Annotated in this window: 19 protein-coding genes and 1 tRNA gene; 10 read left to right on the forward strand and 10 right to left on the reverse strand. The window is 63.9% G+C overall.

All coding sequences use genetic code 11. The annotated features are described in order from the left end of the window. Positions 1-35: 35 nt before the first annotated feature. The gene (locus tag ACVC5H_RS11020; protein WP_489622330.1) at positions 36-533 is read right to left on the reverse strand and encodes a TetR/AcrR family transcriptional regulator; all 498 of its coding nucleotides are present in this window, start codon (positions 531-533) and stop codon (positions 36-38) included. 286 nt (positions 534-819) lie between these two features. Here ACVC5H_RS11020 and ACVC5H_RS11025 point away from each other — a divergent pair, with 286 nt between their 5' ends. Then, positions 820-1626 (forward strand): DMT family transporter, encoded by an 807-nt coding sequence (locus ACVC5H_RS11025; RefSeq protein WP_489622331.1) that lies wholly within the window; start codon positions 820-822, stop codon positions 1624-1626. A gap of 98 nt (positions 1627-1724) precedes the next feature. Here ACVC5H_RS11025 and ACVC5H_RS11030 read toward each other — a convergent pair. The 3 genes from ACVC5H_RS11030 to ACVC5H_RS11040 form a co-directional block, all read right to left on the reverse strand. Next, positions 1725-1814, reverse strand: a tRNA-Ser gene (locus tag ACVC5H_RS11030). Between the two features lie 117 nt (positions 1815-1931). After that, positions 1932-2720 (reverse strand): SDR family oxidoreductase, encoded by a 789-nt coding sequence (locus ACVC5H_RS11035; protein ID WP_489622332.1) that lies wholly within the window; start codon positions 2718-2720, stop codon positions 1932-1934. A gap of 97 nt (positions 2721-2817) precedes the next feature. Next, positions 2818-2964, reverse strand: coding sequence for a hypothetical protein (locus ACVC5H_RS11040; RefSeq protein WP_489622333.1), 147 nt, complete (start codon positions 2962-2964; stop codon positions 2818-2820). 12 nt (positions 2965-2976) lie between these two features. Between ACVC5H_RS11040 and ACVC5H_RS11045 the strand changes: the two genes are divergently transcribed. After that, positions 2977-3741, forward strand: a complete 765-nt coding sequence (locus ACVC5H_RS11045) for a sulfite exporter TauE/SafE family protein (RefSeq protein ID WP_489622334.1) — start codon at positions 2977-2979, stop codon at positions 3739-3741. 26 nt (positions 3742-3767) lie between these two features. Here ACVC5H_RS11045 and ACVC5H_RS11050 read toward each other — a convergent pair whose 3' ends face one another. Continuing rightward, on the reverse strand, positions 3768-4709 hold the full coding sequence (locus tag ACVC5H_RS11050; RefSeq protein ID WP_489622335.1) for a LysR family transcriptional regulator: 942 nt from the start codon (positions 4707-4709) through the stop codon (positions 3768-3770). A gap of 242 nt (positions 4710-4951) precedes the next feature. Between ACVC5H_RS11050 and ACVC5H_RS11055 the strand changes: the two genes are divergently transcribed. The 6 genes from ACVC5H_RS11055 (at position 4952) to ACVC5H_RS11080 (ending at position 11345) form a co-directional block, all read left to right on the forward strand. Next, positions 4952-5812 carry an HTD2 family dehydratase gene (locus tag ACVC5H_RS11055; RefSeq protein ID WP_489622336.1) on the forward strand — a complete coding sequence of 287 codons (861 nt, stop codon included), beginning with the start codon at positions 4952-4954 and terminating at the stop codon, positions 5810-5812. A gap of 43 nt (positions 5813-5855) precedes the next feature. Continuing rightward, complete coding sequence (locus ACVC5H_RS11060) at positions 5856-7022, forward strand: acyl-CoA dehydrogenase family protein (RefSeq protein WP_489622337.1); 1167 nt, start codon at positions 5856-5858, stop codon at positions 7020-7022. A gap of 24 nt (positions 7023-7046) precedes the next feature. After that, positions 7047-8237 (forward strand): CaiB/BaiF CoA transferase family protein, encoded by a 1191-nt coding sequence (locus ACVC5H_RS11065; protein WP_489622338.1) that lies wholly within the window; start codon positions 7047-7049, stop codon positions 8235-8237. Further along, positions 8237-9076: an HpcH/HpaI aldolase/citrate lyase family protein gene (locus ACVC5H_RS11070; RefSeq protein ID WP_489622339.1), complete on the forward strand. Its 840-nt coding sequence runs from the start codon at positions 8237-8239 to the stop codon at positions 9074-9076. Before ACVC5H_RS11065 ends, ACVC5H_RS11070 begins: the two co-directional genes overlap by 1 nt. Positions 9077-9142: 66 nt before the next feature. Next, a complete protein-coding gene (locus ACVC5H_RS11075; RefSeq protein ID WP_489622340.1) occupies positions 9143-10267 on the forward strand; it encodes a zinc-dependent alcohol dehydrogenase family protein in 1125 nt (374 codons plus the stop codon). 52 nt (positions 10268-10319) lie between these two features. After that, positions 10320-11345, forward strand: a complete 1026-nt coding sequence (locus tag ACVC5H_RS11080) for a TRAP transporter substrate-binding protein (protein ID WP_489622341.1) — start codon at positions 10320-10322, stop codon at positions 11343-11345. Positions 11346-11427: 82 nt separating this feature from the next. On the opposite strand, the gene ACVC5H_RS11085 is transcribed toward ACVC5H_RS11080, so the two are convergent. Together ACVC5H_RS11085 and argC are read right to left on the reverse strand one after the other, a co-directional pair. Then, positions 11428-11655 carry a hypothetical protein gene (locus tag ACVC5H_RS11085; RefSeq protein WP_489622342.1) on the reverse strand — a complete coding sequence of 76 codons (228 nt, stop codon included), beginning with the start codon at positions 11653-11655 and terminating at the stop codon, positions 11428-11430. 224 nt (positions 11656-11879) lie between these two features. Beyond that, entirely contained in the window at positions 11880-12809 is a 930-nt protein-coding gene (gene argC, locus ACVC5H_RS11090) for an N-acetyl-gamma-glutamyl-phosphate reductase (RefSeq protein ID WP_489622343.1), read from the reverse strand. Between the two features lie 155 nt (positions 12810-12964). Between argC and ACVC5H_RS11095 the strand changes: the two genes are divergently transcribed. Further along, positions 12965-13882: a LysR family transcriptional regulator gene (locus ACVC5H_RS11095; RefSeq protein WP_489622344.1), complete on the forward strand. Its 918-nt coding sequence runs from the start codon at positions 12965-12967 to the stop codon at positions 13880-13882. Here the strand turns inward: ACVC5H_RS11095 and ACVC5H_RS11100 are convergent. Then, positions 13848-14606 (reverse strand): GNAT family N-acetyltransferase, encoded by a 759-nt coding sequence (locus ACVC5H_RS11100; protein WP_489622345.1) that lies wholly within the window; start codon positions 14604-14606, stop codon positions 13848-13850. The two genes, ACVC5H_RS11095 and ACVC5H_RS11100, sit on opposite strands and share 35 nt — an antisense overlap. Before the next feature lie 103 nt (positions 14607-14709). On the opposite strand from ACVC5H_RS11100, the gene pdxR reads away from it, so the two are divergent. After that, positions 14710-16182: a MocR-like pyridoxine biosynthesis transcription factor PdxR gene (pdxR, locus tag ACVC5H_RS11105; protein ID WP_489622346.1), complete on the forward strand. Its 1473-nt coding sequence runs from the start codon at positions 14710-14712 to the stop codon at positions 16180-16182. Here the strand turns inward: pdxR and ACVC5H_RS11110 are convergent. Together ACVC5H_RS11110 and ACVC5H_RS11115 are read right to left on the reverse strand one after the other, a co-directional pair. Next, on the reverse strand, positions 16164-16598 hold the full coding sequence (locus ACVC5H_RS11110) for a response regulator (protein ID WP_489622347.1): 435 nt from the start codon (positions 16596-16598) through the stop codon (positions 16164-16166). The genes pdxR and ACVC5H_RS11110 overlap by 19 nt on opposite strands. 118 nt (positions 16599-16716) lie before the next feature. Then, a complete protein-coding gene (locus ACVC5H_RS11115) occupies positions 16717-17232 on the reverse strand; it encodes a DUF4118 domain-containing protein (protein ID WP_489622684.1) in 516 nt (171 codons plus the stop codon). Positions 17233-17282: the final 50 nt, after the last annotated feature.

Genomic DNA, 17282 nt, shown 5'->3' on the forward strand with positions numbered 1-17282 from the left:
GCCGCAGTAAGGGCGGGATGCCTAAAGAAAAGTCATCAGAGGTTTTTCTCCAACTCTCGAAGCAGATGCTGCAGAACCCCAAGGGAAGATTCTTTCGACGATTCGCTGAATTGAGCATTCACAATGGCCCCATCCAAGGCCACAGTCGCAGCCCAGGCGATGTCGGAAGATGTTGCGCCTTTTGGGAGAAGCGCCTCAATGGCCTCCTGTACTTCTCTCTTGTGTTGTTGTGCAATCTCCATGATCGACGGCATGCCGTGTCCGACCTCGGCCACGGTGTTAGCGAACGCGCAACCGCGAAAGCCTGGCGCTTCGAACCATTCCCGAGCAACCTCCAGCAGCGGAGCGAGGGGATGCTTCTTTCTTTTTGCTGGCGTCTGAGATGCCCGTGCTATCGCAAGCTGCGTCTGGAACCACGTGATCCACCGTTCGTGGCGCTGCTGCAGAAATACCTGAATCAGGTCATCCTTGGACGGGAAGTGACGATAAAAAGTGACCTTTGTCACGCCGGCCTCGGCAATCACCCGATCCACCCCGGTAGCCCTTACTCCATGCTGATAGAAAAGGTCTTGCGCCGCCTGCAGGATGCGGTCTCGCGGGGATAGGGGAGGAGGTGAGGGCTTTACAAGTGGTCGCATGGTTTTTAGTGTAGACAGATCAGTCTACATCTGGCAATGTAGAACGACTTGTCTACCAGGGCCGGCCATGACATCCACCTCGAGCACATCTTCGCATTCTGGCCAGCCGGTGCCGGCTACGTGGTCAACTATCGGGCTCTTCATTTTTGTCGTGTTAGCCTGGAGTCTTAATTGGGTGGTCATGAAGCTGGCCGTTCATGATATCGCACCGTTATGGGCCGTCGCGGTGAGGACGGCGTTGGCGGCGATATTGCTCTTTCCCATCCTCTATCTGAATCGCCAGCTTATCCTTCCGCCGCGAAGTGACTATCCGGTTATCGTCAGCATTTCCCTGTTTCACATGGTTGGCTTCGCGGCCCTGATGACGCTGGGGCTGACGCATATTTCTGCTGGCCGGGCCATTGTCCTGGGCTACACGACACCACTCTGGGTGGCGCCTGCGGCGTTCGTTTTTCTCAAAGAGAAAATGTCAATTCGACAGATGTTGGGCATGGTAATCAGCATTGGCGGGCTCTTGTTGCTGGTCGGATCGAATGCGTCTGATTGGCGAAGCAGGGACGCCATTTGGGGGAATGTCCTTCCGCTTCTGGCTTCGCTCAGCTGGTCGGTCAGCATCATTTACACGCGTGCTCATCGCTGGGCCGCTACGCCTCTTCAACTGATGCCATGGCAATGTTTGCTGGCGACCCTGGTGCTCAGTGGCCTTGCTCTGGGATTGGAAGGATTGCCGCCTGCTCACGTAAGCTCGGCCACAGTATTCGCACTGGCCTACAACGGTGCTATCGGTACGGCACTTGGGTTTTGGGCGATGACTGTCGTAAATAGGCGGGTTTCCGCTGCTACTTCAGCTCTCGGGGTTCTTGCTACGCCTGTGCTCGGCATCGGAATTGCGGCAGTCGTTCTAGGTGAACGGATTGAGCTAGCGCTGATTCTTTCGGCGGTGATTATCTTGGTTGGTCTCGTTCTTGGTCGGCAAGGGATGCGATAGGCATTGGTGTGCTTGATGGGGCGTGAGAACGAATGTTTTTGGGGATTTGCGAGTGGAAATGAAAAACGGGCCTGAAAGGCCCGTTCCATATGATGTCCTGGCGGAGGCTGTGAGATTCGAACTCACGGACGGGTCACCCCGTCGGCAGTTTTCAAGACTGCTGGTTTAAACCACTCACCCAAACCTCCTTGTGCAGCTACCTACGGGCATGGCGCCCGTCGCACGAGGGCCGCATTATACATCACATCACTTGCTTTGCATCCACCCTTGCCATCATGTAACGCGAGAGCCCGCGAACCCCTCCATCAGAACGTCCCCGGATAAGCCCCGCCATCCATCAACAGATTCTGCCCCGTGATGAACCCCGCCTGCGCACTGCACAGATAAGCGCAAGCATCGCCAAACTCGGCCGGATCCCCAAAACGCCCCGCAGGGTTGAGCTTGCGCCGGTCGGCCAGCACCTCATCCACCGTACGGCCACTCTCCTTGGCCGCGCCCATGGCGGTCGAGCGCAAACGGTCAGTCTCGAAGGGACCGGGCAACAGATTGTTGATGGTCACGTTATGCGCCACCGTCTTGCGCGCCAGCCCCGCCACAAAGCCCGTCAGCCCCGAACGCGCGCCGTTGGACAGCCCCAGGATGTCAATCGGCGCACGCACCGCACTGGAGGTGATGTTGACGATGCGCCCAAAACCGCGCGCCATCATGCCATCGACCGTAGCCTTGATGAGCTCGATGGGCGTGAGCATGTTGGCATCCACTGCCGCAATCCAGTCATCCCGCGTCCACTCCCGGAAATCGCCCGGCTTGGGGCCGCCGGCATTGGTGACCAGGATGTCCGGGGCAGGGCAGGCCGCCAGGGCCAGGGTACGTCCTTCCGGGGGGGTGATGTCGCAGGCGACGGTGGTGATGATGGCGCCGGTGGCGGCGGTTTCCTGGCGGATGGCCTGGGCTGTGGCTTCCAGCGCTTCCGCGCCGCGTGCCAGCAGGGTGACGTGCACGCCCTCGCGCGCCAGCGAGAGCGCGCAGGCGCGGCCCAGGCCCTTGCTCGATGCACAGACGAGCGCGGTTTTTCCTTTGATGCCGAGATCCATTCTGTCTTCCTTGACTGAGGGGGATTGCAGGGGGAGCACCGGCCGCCAGGACAGCAGGGGGCGGGCTGCGCTACACTGTCGGGCCTGACCGGCGGGGCTACTTCTTCATCACCATGTAGATGGCCAGCGCAATGAGGGCGACCACGCCCATCTCCAGCGCAAACACGATGACACCGCTCATGTCAGTCTCCTTTTTTATCCTTCGATGCGGCCACTGCCAACGGCAGCCGGTCCGCAGAGGCATCACTGTACACCGATGACGTCTTCCTTGTTTTTCTCCTGCGTAGTCAATTTCCTGCTGGGCGGCCTGCTGGGCGCCATGGGCGGTCTGTTCGGCATTGGCGGCGGCCTGATCGCCATTCCCGTGCTGGGCTACCTCTACGGCATGGACCAGCAACTGGCCCAGGGCACGGCGCTGGTGATGATCGTGCCCAACGTGGTCATCGCCTTCTGGCGCTACAAGCAGCGCAACCGCATCGAGTGGAGCACTGCGGCGATGATGTGCGTGCCGGCCGTCTTCACGACCTATCTCTCGGCACGCGTGGCCACGGCCATGGCGGCGCGCAGCCTGCATGTCTGCTTCGCCGCCTTCATGGGGCTGCTGGCGCTGTACTACCTGTGGACCCTGTTGCGCAACAAGCGCAGCGTCGAATCCTCCCTGGTCCTGCCGCGCCGCTACATTCCGCTGGTGGGCATGTCGGCCGGTGCATCGGCGGGCTTCTTCAGCGTGGGTGGCGCCATCGTGGCGGTGCCCTTGCTGACGGCGCTCTTCGGTGTGACGCAGACGGCCGCGCAAGGTCTGGGGCTGGCGATGGTCACGCCCGGGACGCTGGTGGCGCTGTGGACCTATGCCCATGCGGGACATGTGGACTGGTCGGTCGGTATTCCCATGGCGCTCGGGGGCGTGCTGAGCATTTCCTGGGGCGTGGCGCTGGCACACCATCTGCCGGAGCGGCGGCTGCGCATTCTCTTCTGCGCAGCGCTGCTGGTGCTGTCGGTGTGGATGATGATCGGCGGCTGAATCCGGCGGTCTTGCCGGGCGCGGCTTCAGGCGCTCATCTTGTCGAGCAGGGAGACGATCTTGTCCTCTTCATCGGGCCGCATCATCTCTTCCCGGATGAAGTCCACCAGGTTGCGCGCATGCGGCGAGAGCGTATCCAGGTTCTGGAACACCAGGCTGCGTTCGCGCACGCTCCACGGGTCGCTCAATTCCACCACCGACAATTGCATGGTCTGCTGATGCCGCTGCGCCGCTGAGCGCGGCAGGATGCCGATGCCGACGTTGGTCTCGATCATGCGGCACATGGCTTCGAAGCTGCGGACCTGGATGCGCAGCTTGAGCCGCTGGCCATGTTCGGAAACGATCTTGTTCAAGAAATGCTGCAAGGTGCTGCCCTCGTGCAGGCCGATGTGTTCGTATTCCAGCGTGTCGAGGAAGGGCAGGCTGCCGGCGCCGGCCAGCGGGTGTTCCAGCGCGGTGGCCAGTACCAGGCGGTCGGTGGAGAAGTTGAGCACTTGCAGTCCATCGCCCTGTACCGGTCCGGCGACGATGCCGATGTCGGCCGTGCCTTCCTGGATGCCGCGCAGGATGTCGTGGTTCAGGCGCTCTTCCAGTGCGACATTCACTTGCGGATGCTTGGCCAGGAACTTGCCCAGGATCTCGGGCATGAATTCGGTGACCGCCGTGGTGTTGGCGAAGATACGGATGTAACCCTTGATGCCGTTGTTGTACTGCTGCATGTCGCTCTTGAGGTGTTCCACCTGCTGCATGAAAAGCTGCGCATGATGCAGCAGCGTCTGCCCGGCCGGGGTGAGCTGCACGCCCTTGCTCTCCCGATAGAGCAGGCGGGTACCGAAGCGGGTCTCCAGTTCCTTGATGCGATTGCTGGTGGCGGCCAGCGAGAGGTTCATGCGCTCGGCGCTGCGGGTGAGGCTGTTGAGCTCGGCGATGAGGATGAACAGGCGCAGGTCGGTCAGATCGAAAAGCATGATGTCTCCCGGAAGAATCAGCGACTTGGCCGCGCGCTGAAAACGTGTCGGCGATAGTGGCCCATGCTACGCCGATTTGCGCCGTTTCATGCAGCCTGATGCAGCTTCCTTGTGCTGCGCCGCCGCAGTTGCTGACCACACCTGCCTTCAGTTCTGCGTAAGCCCCCCTTCCAAAAATACAGATTGTCTGCGGCGCGTGGCGGCTACAGACTGGCGCCCAACCGATAACGATGCGAGGAGACATGTCGCACCCCGACCTCGATCTGGCCCTGCTGCAGCAATGGCTGGACAAGACCGACACCCTGCATGACCAGATCAGTCCCGCCATGGCCGCTGCACTGGCCGCAACGCTGGATGGCGCGCGCCAGCCGGTAGCGGGCGACGATCTGCCGCCGCTGTGGCACTGGATTTATTTCTGGAATGTGTGCCGCCAGTCCGAAGTGGGGCCCGATGGACATCCGCAGCGCGGCGGCTTCTTGCCGCCGGTGCCCTTGCCGCGCCGCATGTGGGCGGGTGGGCGGCTGCGCTTTGCAGCGCCGCTACCCATCGGCGCACAGGCCGAGAAGGTCTCGCGCATCGCCAGCGTGGAGGTCAAGCAAGGGCGCACCGGGGCGCTGGCCTTCGTCACCGTGCAGCACACCATTCGGCATCAAGGCCAGGTTTGCCTGACCGAAGAGCATGACATCGTGTACCGCGATCTGCCGCAGCCTGGCGCGCCGCTGGTCCAGCCTCGCAGCGCGCCCACCGATGCGCTGTGGTCGCGCCGGATAGAGCCGGACCCGGTGCTGCTGTTCCGCTATTCGGCGCTGACCTTCAATGGCCATCGCATCCATTACGACCGCAGCTACGTCACCGAGGTGGAGGGCTATCCCGGCCTGATCGTGCACGGTCCGCTGATCGCCACCTTGCTGGCCGATCTAGTGGCGCGCGAGAGGCCGCAGGCCGTCATGCGCGCATTCAACTTCCGCGCCGTGGGCAGTCTCTTCGATACCGAAGCCTTCACGCTGTGCGGCAATCCCGCTGCCGATGGCAGGAGCGTGGCGCTGTGGGCGCAGAACGCGCAGGGCGAGCTGGCCATGCAGGCGGAAGCCCTGCTCGATTGAAACGATATAAACCATTTGAATAATAATTTGGTGGAGACCCTTCATGTCGTACCAAGCCGTCCCCGATGCCTACACCGACCTGCGCGATGCCGTGCGCGACCTGTGCCAGACCTTTCCGGCGGAATACTGGCGCAAGGTCGACGAGGCGCGCGGCTATCCCGAAGCCTTCGTCGATGCGCTCACCAAGGCCGGCTGGATGGCCGCGCTGATTCCGCAGGAATATGGCGGCTCCGGCCTGGGCCTGACCGAAGCCTCGGTCATCATGGAAGAGATCAATCGGACCGGTGGCAATTCGGGTGCCTGCCACGGCCAGATGTACAACATGGGCACGCTGCTGCGCCATGGCTCCGAGCAGCAGAAGCAGCACTACCTGCCCAGGATCGCCAGCGGTGAACTGCGCCTGCAATCGATGGGCGTGACCGAGCCCACCACCGGCACTGACACCACCCGCATCAAGACGGTGGCGGTGAAGAAAGGGGACCACTACGTGGTCAATGGCCAGAAGGTATGGATCTCGCGGGTGCAGCACTCGGACCTGATGATCCTGCTCGCAAGGACCACGCCTTTGGAGCAGGTGAAGAAAAAATCCGAAGGCATGTCCATCTTCCTGGTGGATTTGCAGGCAGCGCTTGGCCGGGGGCTGGAGGTGCGGCCCATCCTCAACATGGTCAACCATGAGACCAATGAACTGTTCTTCGATAATCTGGAAATTCCTGCCGAGAACCTGATCGGCGAGGAAGGACGCGGCTTCCGCTACATCCTCGATGGCCTCAACGCCGAGCGCACCCTGATCGCGGCCGAATGCATCGGCGATGGTTACTGGTTCATCGACAAGGCCACCGCCTATGCCAGGGAGCGCGTGGTGTTCGACCGGCCCATCGGCATGAACCAGGGTGTGCAGTTCCCGATTGCCGATGCCTATATCGAGATCGAGGCTGCCAACCTGATGCGCTACCAGGCTTGCGCACGCTTCGACGCACAGCAGGACTGCGGCGCCCAGGCCAACATGGCCAAGTACCTGGCGGCCAAGGCTTCGTGGGAAGCGGCCAATGTGTGCCTGCAGACGCATGGCGGTTTCGGCTTTGCCTGCGAATACGACGTCGAACGCAAGTTCCGCGAGACGCGGCTGTACCAGGTGGCGCCGATTTCGACCAACCTGATTTTTTCTTACGTGGCCGAGCACGTCCTCGGTTTGCCCCGGTCCTTCTGAATCCGGCCGATCAAGGGAGTCTCCATGCCGCACGCGCCACGCCCGCTGGAGGGCATCACCGTCATCAGTCTGGAACACGCCATCGCAGCGCCGTTCTGCACGCGCCAGCTGGCGGACCTGGGTGCCCGTGTCATCAAGATCGAGCGTCCGGGCGCGGGCGACTTTGCGCGCGGTTATGACACGCGCGTCCATGGCCTGTCCTCGCATTTCGTCTGGACCAATCGTTCCAAGGAAAGCCTCACCCTTGATCTCAAGGATGAGGAGGGCAAGCGCATCATCGATCAACTGCTGGCCCAGGCCGACGTGCTGGTACAGAATCTGGCGCCGGGTGCAGCAGCCGGGCTGGGGCTTTCCGCCAAGGTGCTGCAGGCGAAGTATCCGGGTCTGATCGTCTGCGATATTTCCGGCTATGGGGAGGACGGGCCTTACCGCGACAAGAAAGCCTATGACCTGCTGATCCAGAGCGAGGCCGGTTTTCTTTCGGTGACCGGCACGCCCGATGAAGTGGTCAAGGCCGGCTGCTCGATTGCCGATATCGCGGCCGGCATGTACGCCTATTCCAACATCCTGGCCGCACTCATCCAGCGTGGGCGCGATGGGCGCGGCAGCCACATCGATCTGTCGATGCTGGAGGCGTTGACCGAGTGGATGAGCTTTCCGCTGTATTACGCCTATCAAGGGGCCAGCGCACCGGCCCGCTCGGGGGCCGAGCACGCCACCATCTATCCCTATGGCCCCTTCGTCGCGGGCGATGGCAAGACCGTCATGCTGGGCTTGCAGAATGAGCGTGAATGGAAGGTCTTCTGCGAAGTGGTCCTGCAGGATGCCGCCCTGGCCGGCGATGCGCGCTTCTCCAGCAATGCGCTTCGGCATGAGCATCGCGAGGCCTTGCGCCAGTTGATCCTGGCCATGTTCGCCGACATGACGGCCGAGCAGGTCGTCGCGCGGCTGGATCAGGCGCAGATCGCCAATGCCCGCGTCAACACCATGCAGGACCTGTGGCAGCACCCGCAACTGGCCGCGCGCGAGCGCTGGGCCGAGGTCGATACGCCTGCAGGCAAGGTCGCCGCGCTCTTGCCGCCGGGCAGCAATGACCGCTATGGCTACCGCATGGACGCCATCCCCGCGCTCGGCCAGCATACCGACGCCATCCTGCACAGGCTGGGTTACGACGCCGCTGCCATCGCGGCGCTGCGTGAACGGGGAGCAGTGTGATGGCACCCCCCATCAGCACGGCAAGCAGCTACCTCTTCGTGCCGGCCAATCGGCCCGAACGCTATGCCAGGGCACTGGAGAGCGGGGCCGATGCCGTCATCGTCGACCTGGAAGATGCCGTGGCGCCCTCGCAAAAGGAAGAGGCACGCGCCACGCTGGCACGCTGGCTGCAGGGCAATGGCCCGCAACCCCGCCTGTGGGTGCGGATCAACGCAGCTGATACCGAATGGCATGGCGATGACCTGTTGACGTTTTCTGCGCCATCGATCGCCGGCATCGTCCTGCCCAAGGCGCAAGAGGCCAGCACGCTCACGTCCATTGCACGCCGCCTGGGACCGGGATGCGGCCTGATCGCCCTGATCGAAAGCGCAGCCGGCCTGGCCGCCATGCGCGAGATCGCGGCCGTGCCGGGCATACAGCGGCTGGCCTTCGGTTCCATCGATGCGCAGGTGGACCTTGGCATGCAATGTGGACCGGAGGAAGAAGAGCTGATGCATTTGCGTGTGGAAATGGTGATGGCGTCGCGCCTGGCCGGTATTGCGCCACCCATCGATGGCGTGACTACCGATTTCAATGACGACGCCTTTCTGGCGCGCATGGTGCAGCGGGCGCGGCGCCTGGGCTTTGGCGCCAAGCTGTGCATCCACCCGCGTCAGGTGGCCGTCGTCAGGCGCGGCTTCATGCCCGGCGAAAAGGAACTGGCCTGGGCCGAGGAGGTGATGGCAGCGGTGCGCGCCAGCGATGGCGGCGCCATTTCGCTCAAGGGGCGGATGATCGACAAGCCGGTGATCCTGCAGGCGGAACAATTGCTGCGCGCGGCCGGGCGCTGGTTTGATTGAGCGCGGATCGAGGCAGCCGTGGCTCGTGTAACCTAGGCGTTTTCCAACCAGGAGGGAGACGACACCATGAAGATCCATGCCGCCGTGCTGCGCGAAATGACCGAGGCCCACCCGTTTGCGGCAAGCCAGCCGCTGAAGATCGAGGAGCTCGACCTTGATCCGCCCGGCCCCGGTGAAGTGCTGGTCAGGATGAAGGCGGCCGGCCTGTGCCACTCCGACCTGTCGGTCATCACCGGCGTGCGTCCGCGTCCGGTGCCCATGGCATTGGGTCATGAAGCCTCGGCTGAAGTGGTGCAGGTGGGCAGCGGCGTGAGCGACCTGCGCGCGGGCGATCTGGTGGTGCTGGTCTTCGTGCCCAGCTGCGGCCATTGCCTGCCCTGCATGGAAGGCCGCCCGGCGCTGTGCGAGCCGGGTGCTGCGACCAATACGGTGGGCCAGTTGCTGAGCGGCCAGCGCCGCCTGCATGACGGTAGCGGGCACGTGCATCATCACTTGGGGGTGTCGGCCTTTGCCGATCACGCGGTGGTGTCGCGCCGCTCCTGCGTGAAGATCGAGGCCGATATCGATCCGGTGGAGGCCGCGCTCTTTGGTTGCGCCGTGCTCACTGGCGTGGGCGCGGCGGTCAATACGGCCGAGGTCAAGGCCGGCACCACGGCCGCTGTGCTGGGCCTGGGTGGTGTGGGTCTGTGCGCCATGCTGGGGGCGCTTGCGTCGGGTGCGCGCGAGGTGATCGCAGTCGATTTGCACGACAGCAAGCTGGAGGTGGCGCGCGCACTCGGTGCCACGGCCACCGTCAATGCCCGTGATCCGGACGCGGTGGAGAAGGTCAAGGCGCTCACCCGTGGCGGTGTCGATTACGCCTTTGAAATGGCCGGTTCGGTGCAGGCCATGGAGGCGGCCTATCGCATGACCCGGCGCGGCGGCATGACAATCACGGCCGGCCTGCCGGCACCGAACCAGAACTGGGCCTTGCAGCAGGTCAGCCTGGTGGCCGAGGAACGCACCGTCAAGGGCAGCTACATCGGCTCCTGCGTGCCGGTGCGCGACATCCCGCGCTACATCGGCCTGTACCAGGCCGGCAAGCTGCCAGTGGACAAGCTCATGGGCGAGCGCATGGCCCTGGCCGACATCAATCGCGGCTTTGACCGCCTGCACAGCGGGGAGGGCCTGCGCGACCTGATTGTGTTTTAACGCTGGCCGGCCGAGGTCATCGGTCGCCTGGCTTCACCCCGAGGAGACACGCATGACCATCACCAGAATGCGGGCGGCACTGACCGCCTGCGCCTTTGCCACGCTGGGCTGGCCGGCCGCAGCAGCGCTGGCCCAGCAGACCATCGTCATCAAGTTCAGCCACGTGGTGGCCAATGACACGCCCAAGGGCAAGGGCGCGGAACGTTTCAAGGAACTGGCCGAGAAGGCCACCAACGGCCGCGTCAAGGTCGAGGTCTATCCCAACAGCACGCTCTACAAGGACAAGGAAGAGCTGGAAGCGCTACAGCTGGGCTCGGTGCAGATGCTGGCGCCGTCGCTGGCCAAGTTCGGGCCGCTGGGCGCCAAGGAATTCGAGGTCTTCGATCTGCCCTACATCTTCCCCAACAAGACGGTCTTGAAGCGCGTGACCGAAGGCCCGGTCGGGCAGGGCCTGTTCCAGAAGCTGGAGAGCCGTGGCATAAAGGGCCTGGCCTATTGGGATAACGGCATGAAGGTGATGACGGCCAATCGCCCGTTGCACAAGGTGTCGGACTTCCGGGCGCTGAAGATGCGCATCCAGTCCTCCAAGGTGCTCGATGAACAGTTCCGCGCGCTCAAGGCCAATCCGCAGGTGCTGGCGTTTTCGGAGGTGTATCAGGCCATGCAGACCGGGGTGGTCGATGGTAGCGAGAACACGCCCTCCAACGTATATACACAGAAGATGCATGAGGTGCAGTCCAACCTGACGGTCTCGGAGCATGGCTACATCGGCTATGCGGTGATCGTGAACAAGAAATTCTGGGATGCCCTGCCGGCGGACGTGCGCAGCCAGCTTGAGGGCGCCATGAAGCAGGCCACGGTCTACGCCAACCAGATCGCCCAGAAGGAAAACGACGATGCCCTGGCCGCCATCAAGGCCAGCGGCAAGACCAAGGTATATACACTGAGCGAGGAAGAAAAAGCCGAGTGGCGGCGGGCGCTGCTACCGGTGCACAAGAGCATGGCCGCGCGCGTGGGGCAGGAGTTGATCGATGCGATCTATAAGGAAAGCGAGGCTGCGGGCGTGAAGATGAACTGAGCCCGTCGCCCGGATAGCCGTGCATGGCGGCCTGCAGCGATGCAGGCCGTTTTCCATTGCGCTGCAGGCAGAGCGGAAAAACTTATTTTTTCTTGCGCTCGCGGATGTATTGCTCGGCGGCAGTGACGGCATTCTGCAACGCTGCCATCTTGGAATTGCCCGGCTTGAAATCGCCGAATTCATGCGTGGTGCGGTCCGGGAAGTCAATATGGACGAACGCCGTCCATTTGCCATCGGTACGCAATACGGGAGTCAGTTTGATAGTCGCGTCGAAATACTTGCACGCGATGGCGCCTAGGGTGGTGGACATCTTGCTTCGAGGGGGCGGCGGCCAGCTCTGCCATGGCCGTCGCCTGCGGTCTGGGTGGCGAATCGAGGTGCAATCATGCCACAGCCTGCGCATTTTTGCCCTGGCCCCGATCAACGCTTTACGGCATTTTACGAGCCACCGTCTTGACGGCGGGCGTTGCGCCAGGGATGCACCCGCTCCTCCTGATTCATCTGCGTATCACGCTAACCGTCATACGCGAGTCATCAGCCGCGCAGCATCAGGTCCAGATTCTGCACGGCGGCGCCGGAAGCGCCCTTGCCCAGGTTGTCGAACACCGCGCACAGCAGAATGTGGCCCTCGGCGGCGTTGCCGAACACGCCCAGCGTCATGTCGTTGCTGTCGTTGTGGCGGGTCGGGTCAAGCTGGACCGTGGCGGCGCTTTGTTCGGCATCCAGTACCGCGACATGGCGCGCGCCGGCGTAGTGCTTCTGCAGTGTGGCGCGCAGGCTCTCCAGCGTGACGTGGGCCGGCAGCAGGCGCGTCTGCAAGGCAATGGAGAGTACGATGCCCTGGCGGAAGGCACCGTAGCTGGGCACGAAGATGGGCCGCTGCGACAGGCCCGCATAGCGTTGCATTTCGGGCGGATGCTTGTGCGCCAGCCCCAGTCCGTACAGCACGTAGGGCGCGGCCTCGGCGGCAGCGGGGCCTTCGTACTGGTCGACCTGGGCGCGGCCGCCGCCGGAATAGCCGGAGACCGCATGGATGGTCAGCGGATAATCCGCCGGCACCAGGCCGGCCTGTACCAGCGGACGCAGCAGGGCGATGGCGCCGGTCGGGTAGCAGCCGGGGTTGGTGACGCGCTGGGCGTTGGCAATGGCCTGCGGCTGTTCAGCGGCCATCTCCGGGAAGCCATACACCCAGCCCGGCGTGGTGCGATGGGCTGAGCTGGCGTCGATTACGCGTACCTTGGGATTTTCGATCAGGGTCACGGCTTCGCGGGCGGCGGCGTCGGGCAGGCACAGCAATGCGATGTCGGCGCTGTTGATGGCCTCGGCGCGGCGCCGGGCATCCTTGCGTTCGGCGGCCGGCAGGGTCAGTACGCGCAGGTCATTGCGGCCGCGCAGGCGTTCGTGGATCTGCAGGCCAGTGGTGCCTTGGTCGCCATCGATGAAGATCAGGGGAAGAGTGCTCACGGTTTGCTCCAGTGCAGGGAAGGGCGCCGAAAAAACGGCCGGCGCTTGCCGAAGACCTGCATGGTGCGCGCAATCGTATAATTGGAAAAGTTGAATATTACAAAGAGATCATTCAGTTTTCCTGAATGTTGGTTTGCTTGCCCCGGAGTCTTGTCATGCGTGAATTGAGCCTGGACCGCCTGCGTACCCTGGTCGCCATCGCCGACCTGGGCTCCTTTGCTGCCGCCGCCCGTGAGCTGCACCTGGCGCCTCCTACGGTGAGCCTGCACATCAGCGAGCTGGAAGAGCGTATCGGTGCGCCGCTGCTGTTGCGCCAGCGCAGCCAGGTGCGGCCCTCGGGCATCGGTGCCACCTTGATCGCGCGTGCGCGGCAATTGCTGGCCGCGGCCGACCAGGCGCTGGAAGAAGTGGGGCGCCAGGTGCAGGGGCTGGCCGGACGCGTGCGGCTGGGCGCCTCCACCGGCGCCATTGCCACCTTGTTGCCGCAAGTGCTGGAGCGGCTGGGGCAGCGCCATCCGGGGATCGACGTGCAGATCCACATCCTGACTTCGCAGGAAACCTTGTCGCAACTGACTGAAGGGCGGCTCGACATCGGCCTGGTGGCGCTGCCGCAATCGCCTGTGGGCGGCTTGACCGTCAAGCCCTGGCGGCGTGATCCGGTGATGGCGTTTGTGCCTGCCGCGTGGAAGGCGCCACGGTGGGTGACGCCAGCCTGGCTGGCCGCGCAGCCGCTGATCCTCAATGCGCCCGAGACGCGGCTCTCGCGCCTGACCGGTGAATGGTTTGCCGGCGCCGGAGAAAACCCGGTGCCGCGTATCCAGCTCAATTTCAACGATGCCATCAAGAGCCTGGTGGCGGCCGGTTACGGCGCCACGCTGTTGCCGCACGAAGCCAGTGCGCAGGCCAGCGCGGTGCCGCTGGACCCGCGCATCGTCATGCGGCCATTGCGGCCGGCGCTGTGGCGGCCGCTGGGCATCGCACATCGCGCTACCCAGCTGGAGCCAGCTACGCGTCACGTGCTGGAGGCACTGTGGGAGCTCAAGCAGTTGAAGACGGCGCGTTCAGGGTCGTGAGTGCTGCCTTCATCAGGGAAGAGAGGGACTGGCGCTGCTGTCCCTGCGCATCAAAATTCCGGTCGTCCAGCCAGCGTTCGAAGGCCTGGCGTACCACCGGCCATTCGCTGTCGATCACGGAAAACCAGGCCGTATCGCGGCTGCGGCCCCGATAGACGATGGCCTGGCGGAAGATGCCCTCGAAGCGAAAGCCCAGGCGCTGCGCAGCCGCACGCGAGGGGGCATTGAGGCTGTCGCACTTCCATTCATAGCGGCGATAGCCGAGCTCGTCGAAGACGTGGCGCATCAGCAGATACTGCGCCTCGGTGGCCATGCGGCTGCGCTTGAGGCGCGGCGACAGGGTGACATGGCCTACTTCGATGACGCCATGGGCGGGTTCGATGCGCATGAGTGCCAGGGTGCCCACCGCCTGGCCGGTAGCAAGGTCGATCACGGCGTGGTGCAGGGGGTCTTCACTGGCCTGCATCAGTTCGGCGTGTTGCCGGTAGCTGGCGGCATCGGCGAACGGGCCGCTCATCAGGTAGGTCCAGTCGCGTCCGTCGTCCGCCTCGGCATAGGCGGTGTAGAGCTGGCCGGCGTGGCGTGCGGCGTCCAGGCGCTCCAGCCGGCAGCTGCGGCCCAGCAAGGTCTGGCCGGTGGGGCGGGCGCGCGGCTGCCAGTCCGGCAGGGCGGGACCGATGGGTTGCTGGTAGGTATTGGTGCGGGGACAGGCGAGGTCGGTCATGGTGGCTTTCAGGACGAGTGAGAGCTGGCACGATAGCGTTTTCGTGGCATCATCAAAAGTGCCACGAAATGACAATTTGATGGAGCCACGAAAGCGCCTCGCCATGCCTCTTGCCCTGCTGTCTTCCGCACTCGATGTCCGACCCGGCGCTGCGTCGCGCCAGCAGCAATTGCTCAAGCGCTTCAAGCGCGCCATCCTGGGCGGGCAGTTGCCACCGGGTAGCCGCCTGCCTTCCACCCGCGGCCTGTGCGAGCAGTTGCAGGTGGCACGCAATACCGTGCTGGCGGTGTACGAGCAACTGGTGGCCGAAGGCTATGCCGAAGCAGACCGGCAAGGCACGCGGGTGGCAACGCTACTGGCCGCGCCGGTGAAGATTCCCGCCGAGCCGCCATTGCGGCGCACGGGTGAACGCCAGTCCCGCCGGGTCAGTACCATGCAGCTCACACGGGATGCCGGTGACCGATGCCTGCCGCTGACGCCGGGCATGCCGGCGCTCAATCGCTTTCCTCTCAATGCTTGGCTGCGCGCCCAGGAGCGCGCCCTCAAACGCGCGGGTCCGATGGCCCTGGCCTATGGTGATCCGCTGGGCGAGCCCGTCCTGCGCGAGGCGATCGCGCAATATCTGCGGGTGGCGCGCGGGGTGCGCTGCGAGGCCGGGCAGGTGGTGGTGACCGAGGGCGCACAGGGAGCGCTGTCGCTGTGCGTGCGGCTCTTTGCCAATCCCGGCGAGCGCGCCTGGCTGGAAGATCCGGGCTACGGCGGGGTGCGTGCAGCCTTCCATTCGGGCGATATGAAGATACGTGCAATGCCGGTCGACGGCGAGGGCATCGTCATTGCCGATCGGGCCTGGCGTTCGCCGCCGCGGTTGATCCATGTGACGCCTTCGCACCAATATCCGACCGGGGCGGTGCTGTCGCTGGCGCGGCGCCTGGCGCTCATCGCGCGCGCCCGTGAACACGGTTGCTGGATCATCGAAGACGATTACGACAGCGAGTTCCGCCACCATGGCCATCCGATACCGGCCATGCAGGGGCTGGTGCCGGATGCGCCGGTGCTGTATGTGGGGACTTTCAGCAAGACCCTGTTCCCGGGCTTGCGTATCGGCTTCCTGGTGTTGCCGGCCTCAGCCGGGAAGGGCGCCGCGCCGGCCCTGGCCGAGCTGCTGCGCGGCGGGCATCGGCTGGAGCAGTTGGCGCTGGCGGAGTTCATGGGTGCTGGCCAGTTCGCGCGCCACCTTGGCCGCATGCGGCGGCTTTATCGTGAGCGCCAGCACGCCTTGCGGATGGCCTTGCAGACGCATCTGCCGGCACTGGAGGTGCTGGGTGGTGACAGCGGCCTGCACCTGACGCTGCGGCTGCCGGCGCACTGTCCGGATAGCGCCGTCAGTACGGCCGCGCAGGCGGCCGGCATGAATGTGGGGGCGCTGTCGTCGTTTTCGGTGGGGCAGGCGCAGCGGTACAGCAATGGCCTGGTGATCGGCTACGGCAATACCGCGCAAGAGCAGTTCGGTCCGCTGATCCGGCGCCTGGCCATGATCGTGCGGCGTGTCCTGCGGGATCAGAACACGGCGGGCTGATGCAGGCGCTGCTGTACGCAGCGCGTGACCACGGCCATGTAATCGGCCGCGCGTGCGGGCTTGGCGGCGTACCAGATGCGGGTGTCCTGTTCCTGGGCGAAATCGGCGCACAGGGGCGCCGCCGTGAAGAGCACCAGCGGGATATGCGCCAGTTGCTGGTAGACGCACAGGGTGCGCAGCAATTCATAGCCCTCGGTACCGGAGAAGCTGCGCGGGTCCAGCAGGATCAGGGCCGGCAGGTCCTTGCTGCGGCACAGCGCCTGCGTGAGCAGGGAGGCATTGGCCAGCTCGGCATCATCGAACCATTCGAACTGGCAAGGCAACTGGCTGCGCCAGAGCGCAAAGCGTGCGGTTTCGATGGCGTCCAGGTCGGCGTCGATGACGAGGATGCGGGGCAGGTGATGAGTCAGGGACATGGCGGCCTCCTTGCTGGGATGGAGGCATCTTAGGAGAGCTGAGCCGGGTGGGCTATCAGGAGCTTCCTGATGGACCGGTTGCCTGCGCGCGAGCGGCGCAGGCCAGCCGGACAGACGTTCAAACGCCGTCGCGGGTGCTGTTCTCGAACTGGCGGGCGTATTCGGCGCGGCGCGCCTGGTCGGATTCGATCAGGAGGCGATAGCGGGTTTCGGAGACGCGCTGCTGCAACACCGCAGCATAGCGTTCGCGCTGCAGCCATTCGATGATGATCGAGGCCGTGGCGACGATGACCATGTAGACCAGGATCAGGAAGATGTCCTTGTCATCCAGTCCATCCATCGTGTAGTAGGGCTTGCGGAAGAAAAACATGGCCGTGGGAATGCTGACCGCCAGCAGGCCCAGGGAATACAGATAGCCGAACAGATAGCTCATCACGATGCAATTGACGGCAAAAAACAGCATCGACAGCGATTCCTCGACAAACGGCGCCAGCGCATAGCGCAACCCGAACGCCGCCACGAAACCGAACGTGCTCACGTACAGCGGCCGGAACCCCTGCGGGCGCCAGCTCTTGGCGTTCTTGAGTCGGATCAGGCTCATGATGGTCTTGGAATGGGGGCGGGTCGTGTCCATCTTCATTTACATCGCACCATGGTGCAATGGGATCATGTTAAGAATGTTGT

Source organism: Herbaspirillum sp. Her3 (assembly GCF_057961275.1).

Coding starts and splice junctions, on each gene's coding strand:
- ACVC5H_RS11025 (WP_489622331.1), top strand. CDS start 820: ATGAAGCTGGCCGTTCATGATATCGCACCGTTATGGGCCGTCGCGGTG.
- ACVC5H_RS11035 (WP_489622332.1), bottom strand. CDS start 2,720: ATGGATCTCGGCATCAAAGGAAAAACCGCGCTCGTCTGTGCATCGAGC.
- ACVC5H_RS11040 (WP_489622333.1), bottom strand. CDS start 2,964: ATGCCTCTGCGGACCGGCTGCCGTTGGCAGTGGCCGCATCGAAGGATA.
- ACVC5H_RS11045 (WP_489622334.1), top strand. CDS start 2,977: ATGACGTCTTCCTTGTTTTTCTCCTGCGTAGTCAATTTCCTGCTGGGC.
- ACVC5H_RS11050 (WP_489622335.1), bottom strand. CDS start 4,709: ATGCTTTTCGATCTGACCGACCTGCGCCTGTTCATCCTCATCGCCGAG.
- ACVC5H_RS11055 (WP_489622336.1), top strand. CDS start 4,952: ATGTCGCACCCCGACCTCGATCTGGCCCTGCTGCAGCAATGGCTGGAC.
- ACVC5H_RS11060 (WP_489622337.1), top strand. CDS start 5,856: ATGTCGTACCAAGCCGTCCCCGATGCCTACACCGACCTGCGCGATGCC.
- ACVC5H_RS11065 (WP_489622338.1), top strand. CDS start 7,047: ATGCCGCACGCGCCACGCCCGCTGGAGGGCATCACCGTCATCAGTCTG.
- ACVC5H_RS11070 (WP_489622339.1), top strand. CDS start 8,237: ATGGCACCCCCCATCAGCACGGCAAGCAGCTACCTCTTCGTGCCGGCC.
- ACVC5H_RS11075 (WP_489622340.1), top strand. CDS start 9,143: ATGAAGATCCATGCCGCCGTGCTGCGCGAAATGACCGAGGCCCACCCG.
- ACVC5H_RS11080 (WP_489622341.1), top strand. CDS start 10,320: ATGACCATCACCAGAATGCGGGCGGCACTGACCGCCTGCGCCTTTGCC.
- ACVC5H_RS11085 (WP_489622342.1), bottom strand. CDS start 11,655: ATGTCCACCACCCTAGGCGCCATCGCGTGCAAGTATTTCGACGCGACT.
- ACVC5H_RS11095 (WP_489622344.1), top strand. CDS start 12,965: ATGCGTGAATTGAGCCTGGACCGCCTGCGTACCCTGGTCGCCATCGCC.
- ACVC5H_RS11100 (WP_489622345.1), bottom strand. CDS start 14,606: ATGACCGACCTCGCCTGTCCCCGCACCAATACCTACCAGCAACCCATC.
- pdxR (WP_489622346.1), top strand. CDS start 14,710: ATGCCTCTTGCCCTGCTGTCTTCCGCACTCGATGTCCGACCCGGCGCT.
- ACVC5H_RS11110 (WP_489622347.1), bottom strand. CDS start 16,598: ATGTCCCTGACTCATCACCTGCCCCGCATCCTCGTCATCGACGCCGAC.
- ACVC5H_RS11115 (WP_489622684.1), bottom strand. CDS start 17,232: ATGGACACGACCCGCCCCCATTCCAAGACCATCATGAGCCTGATCCGA.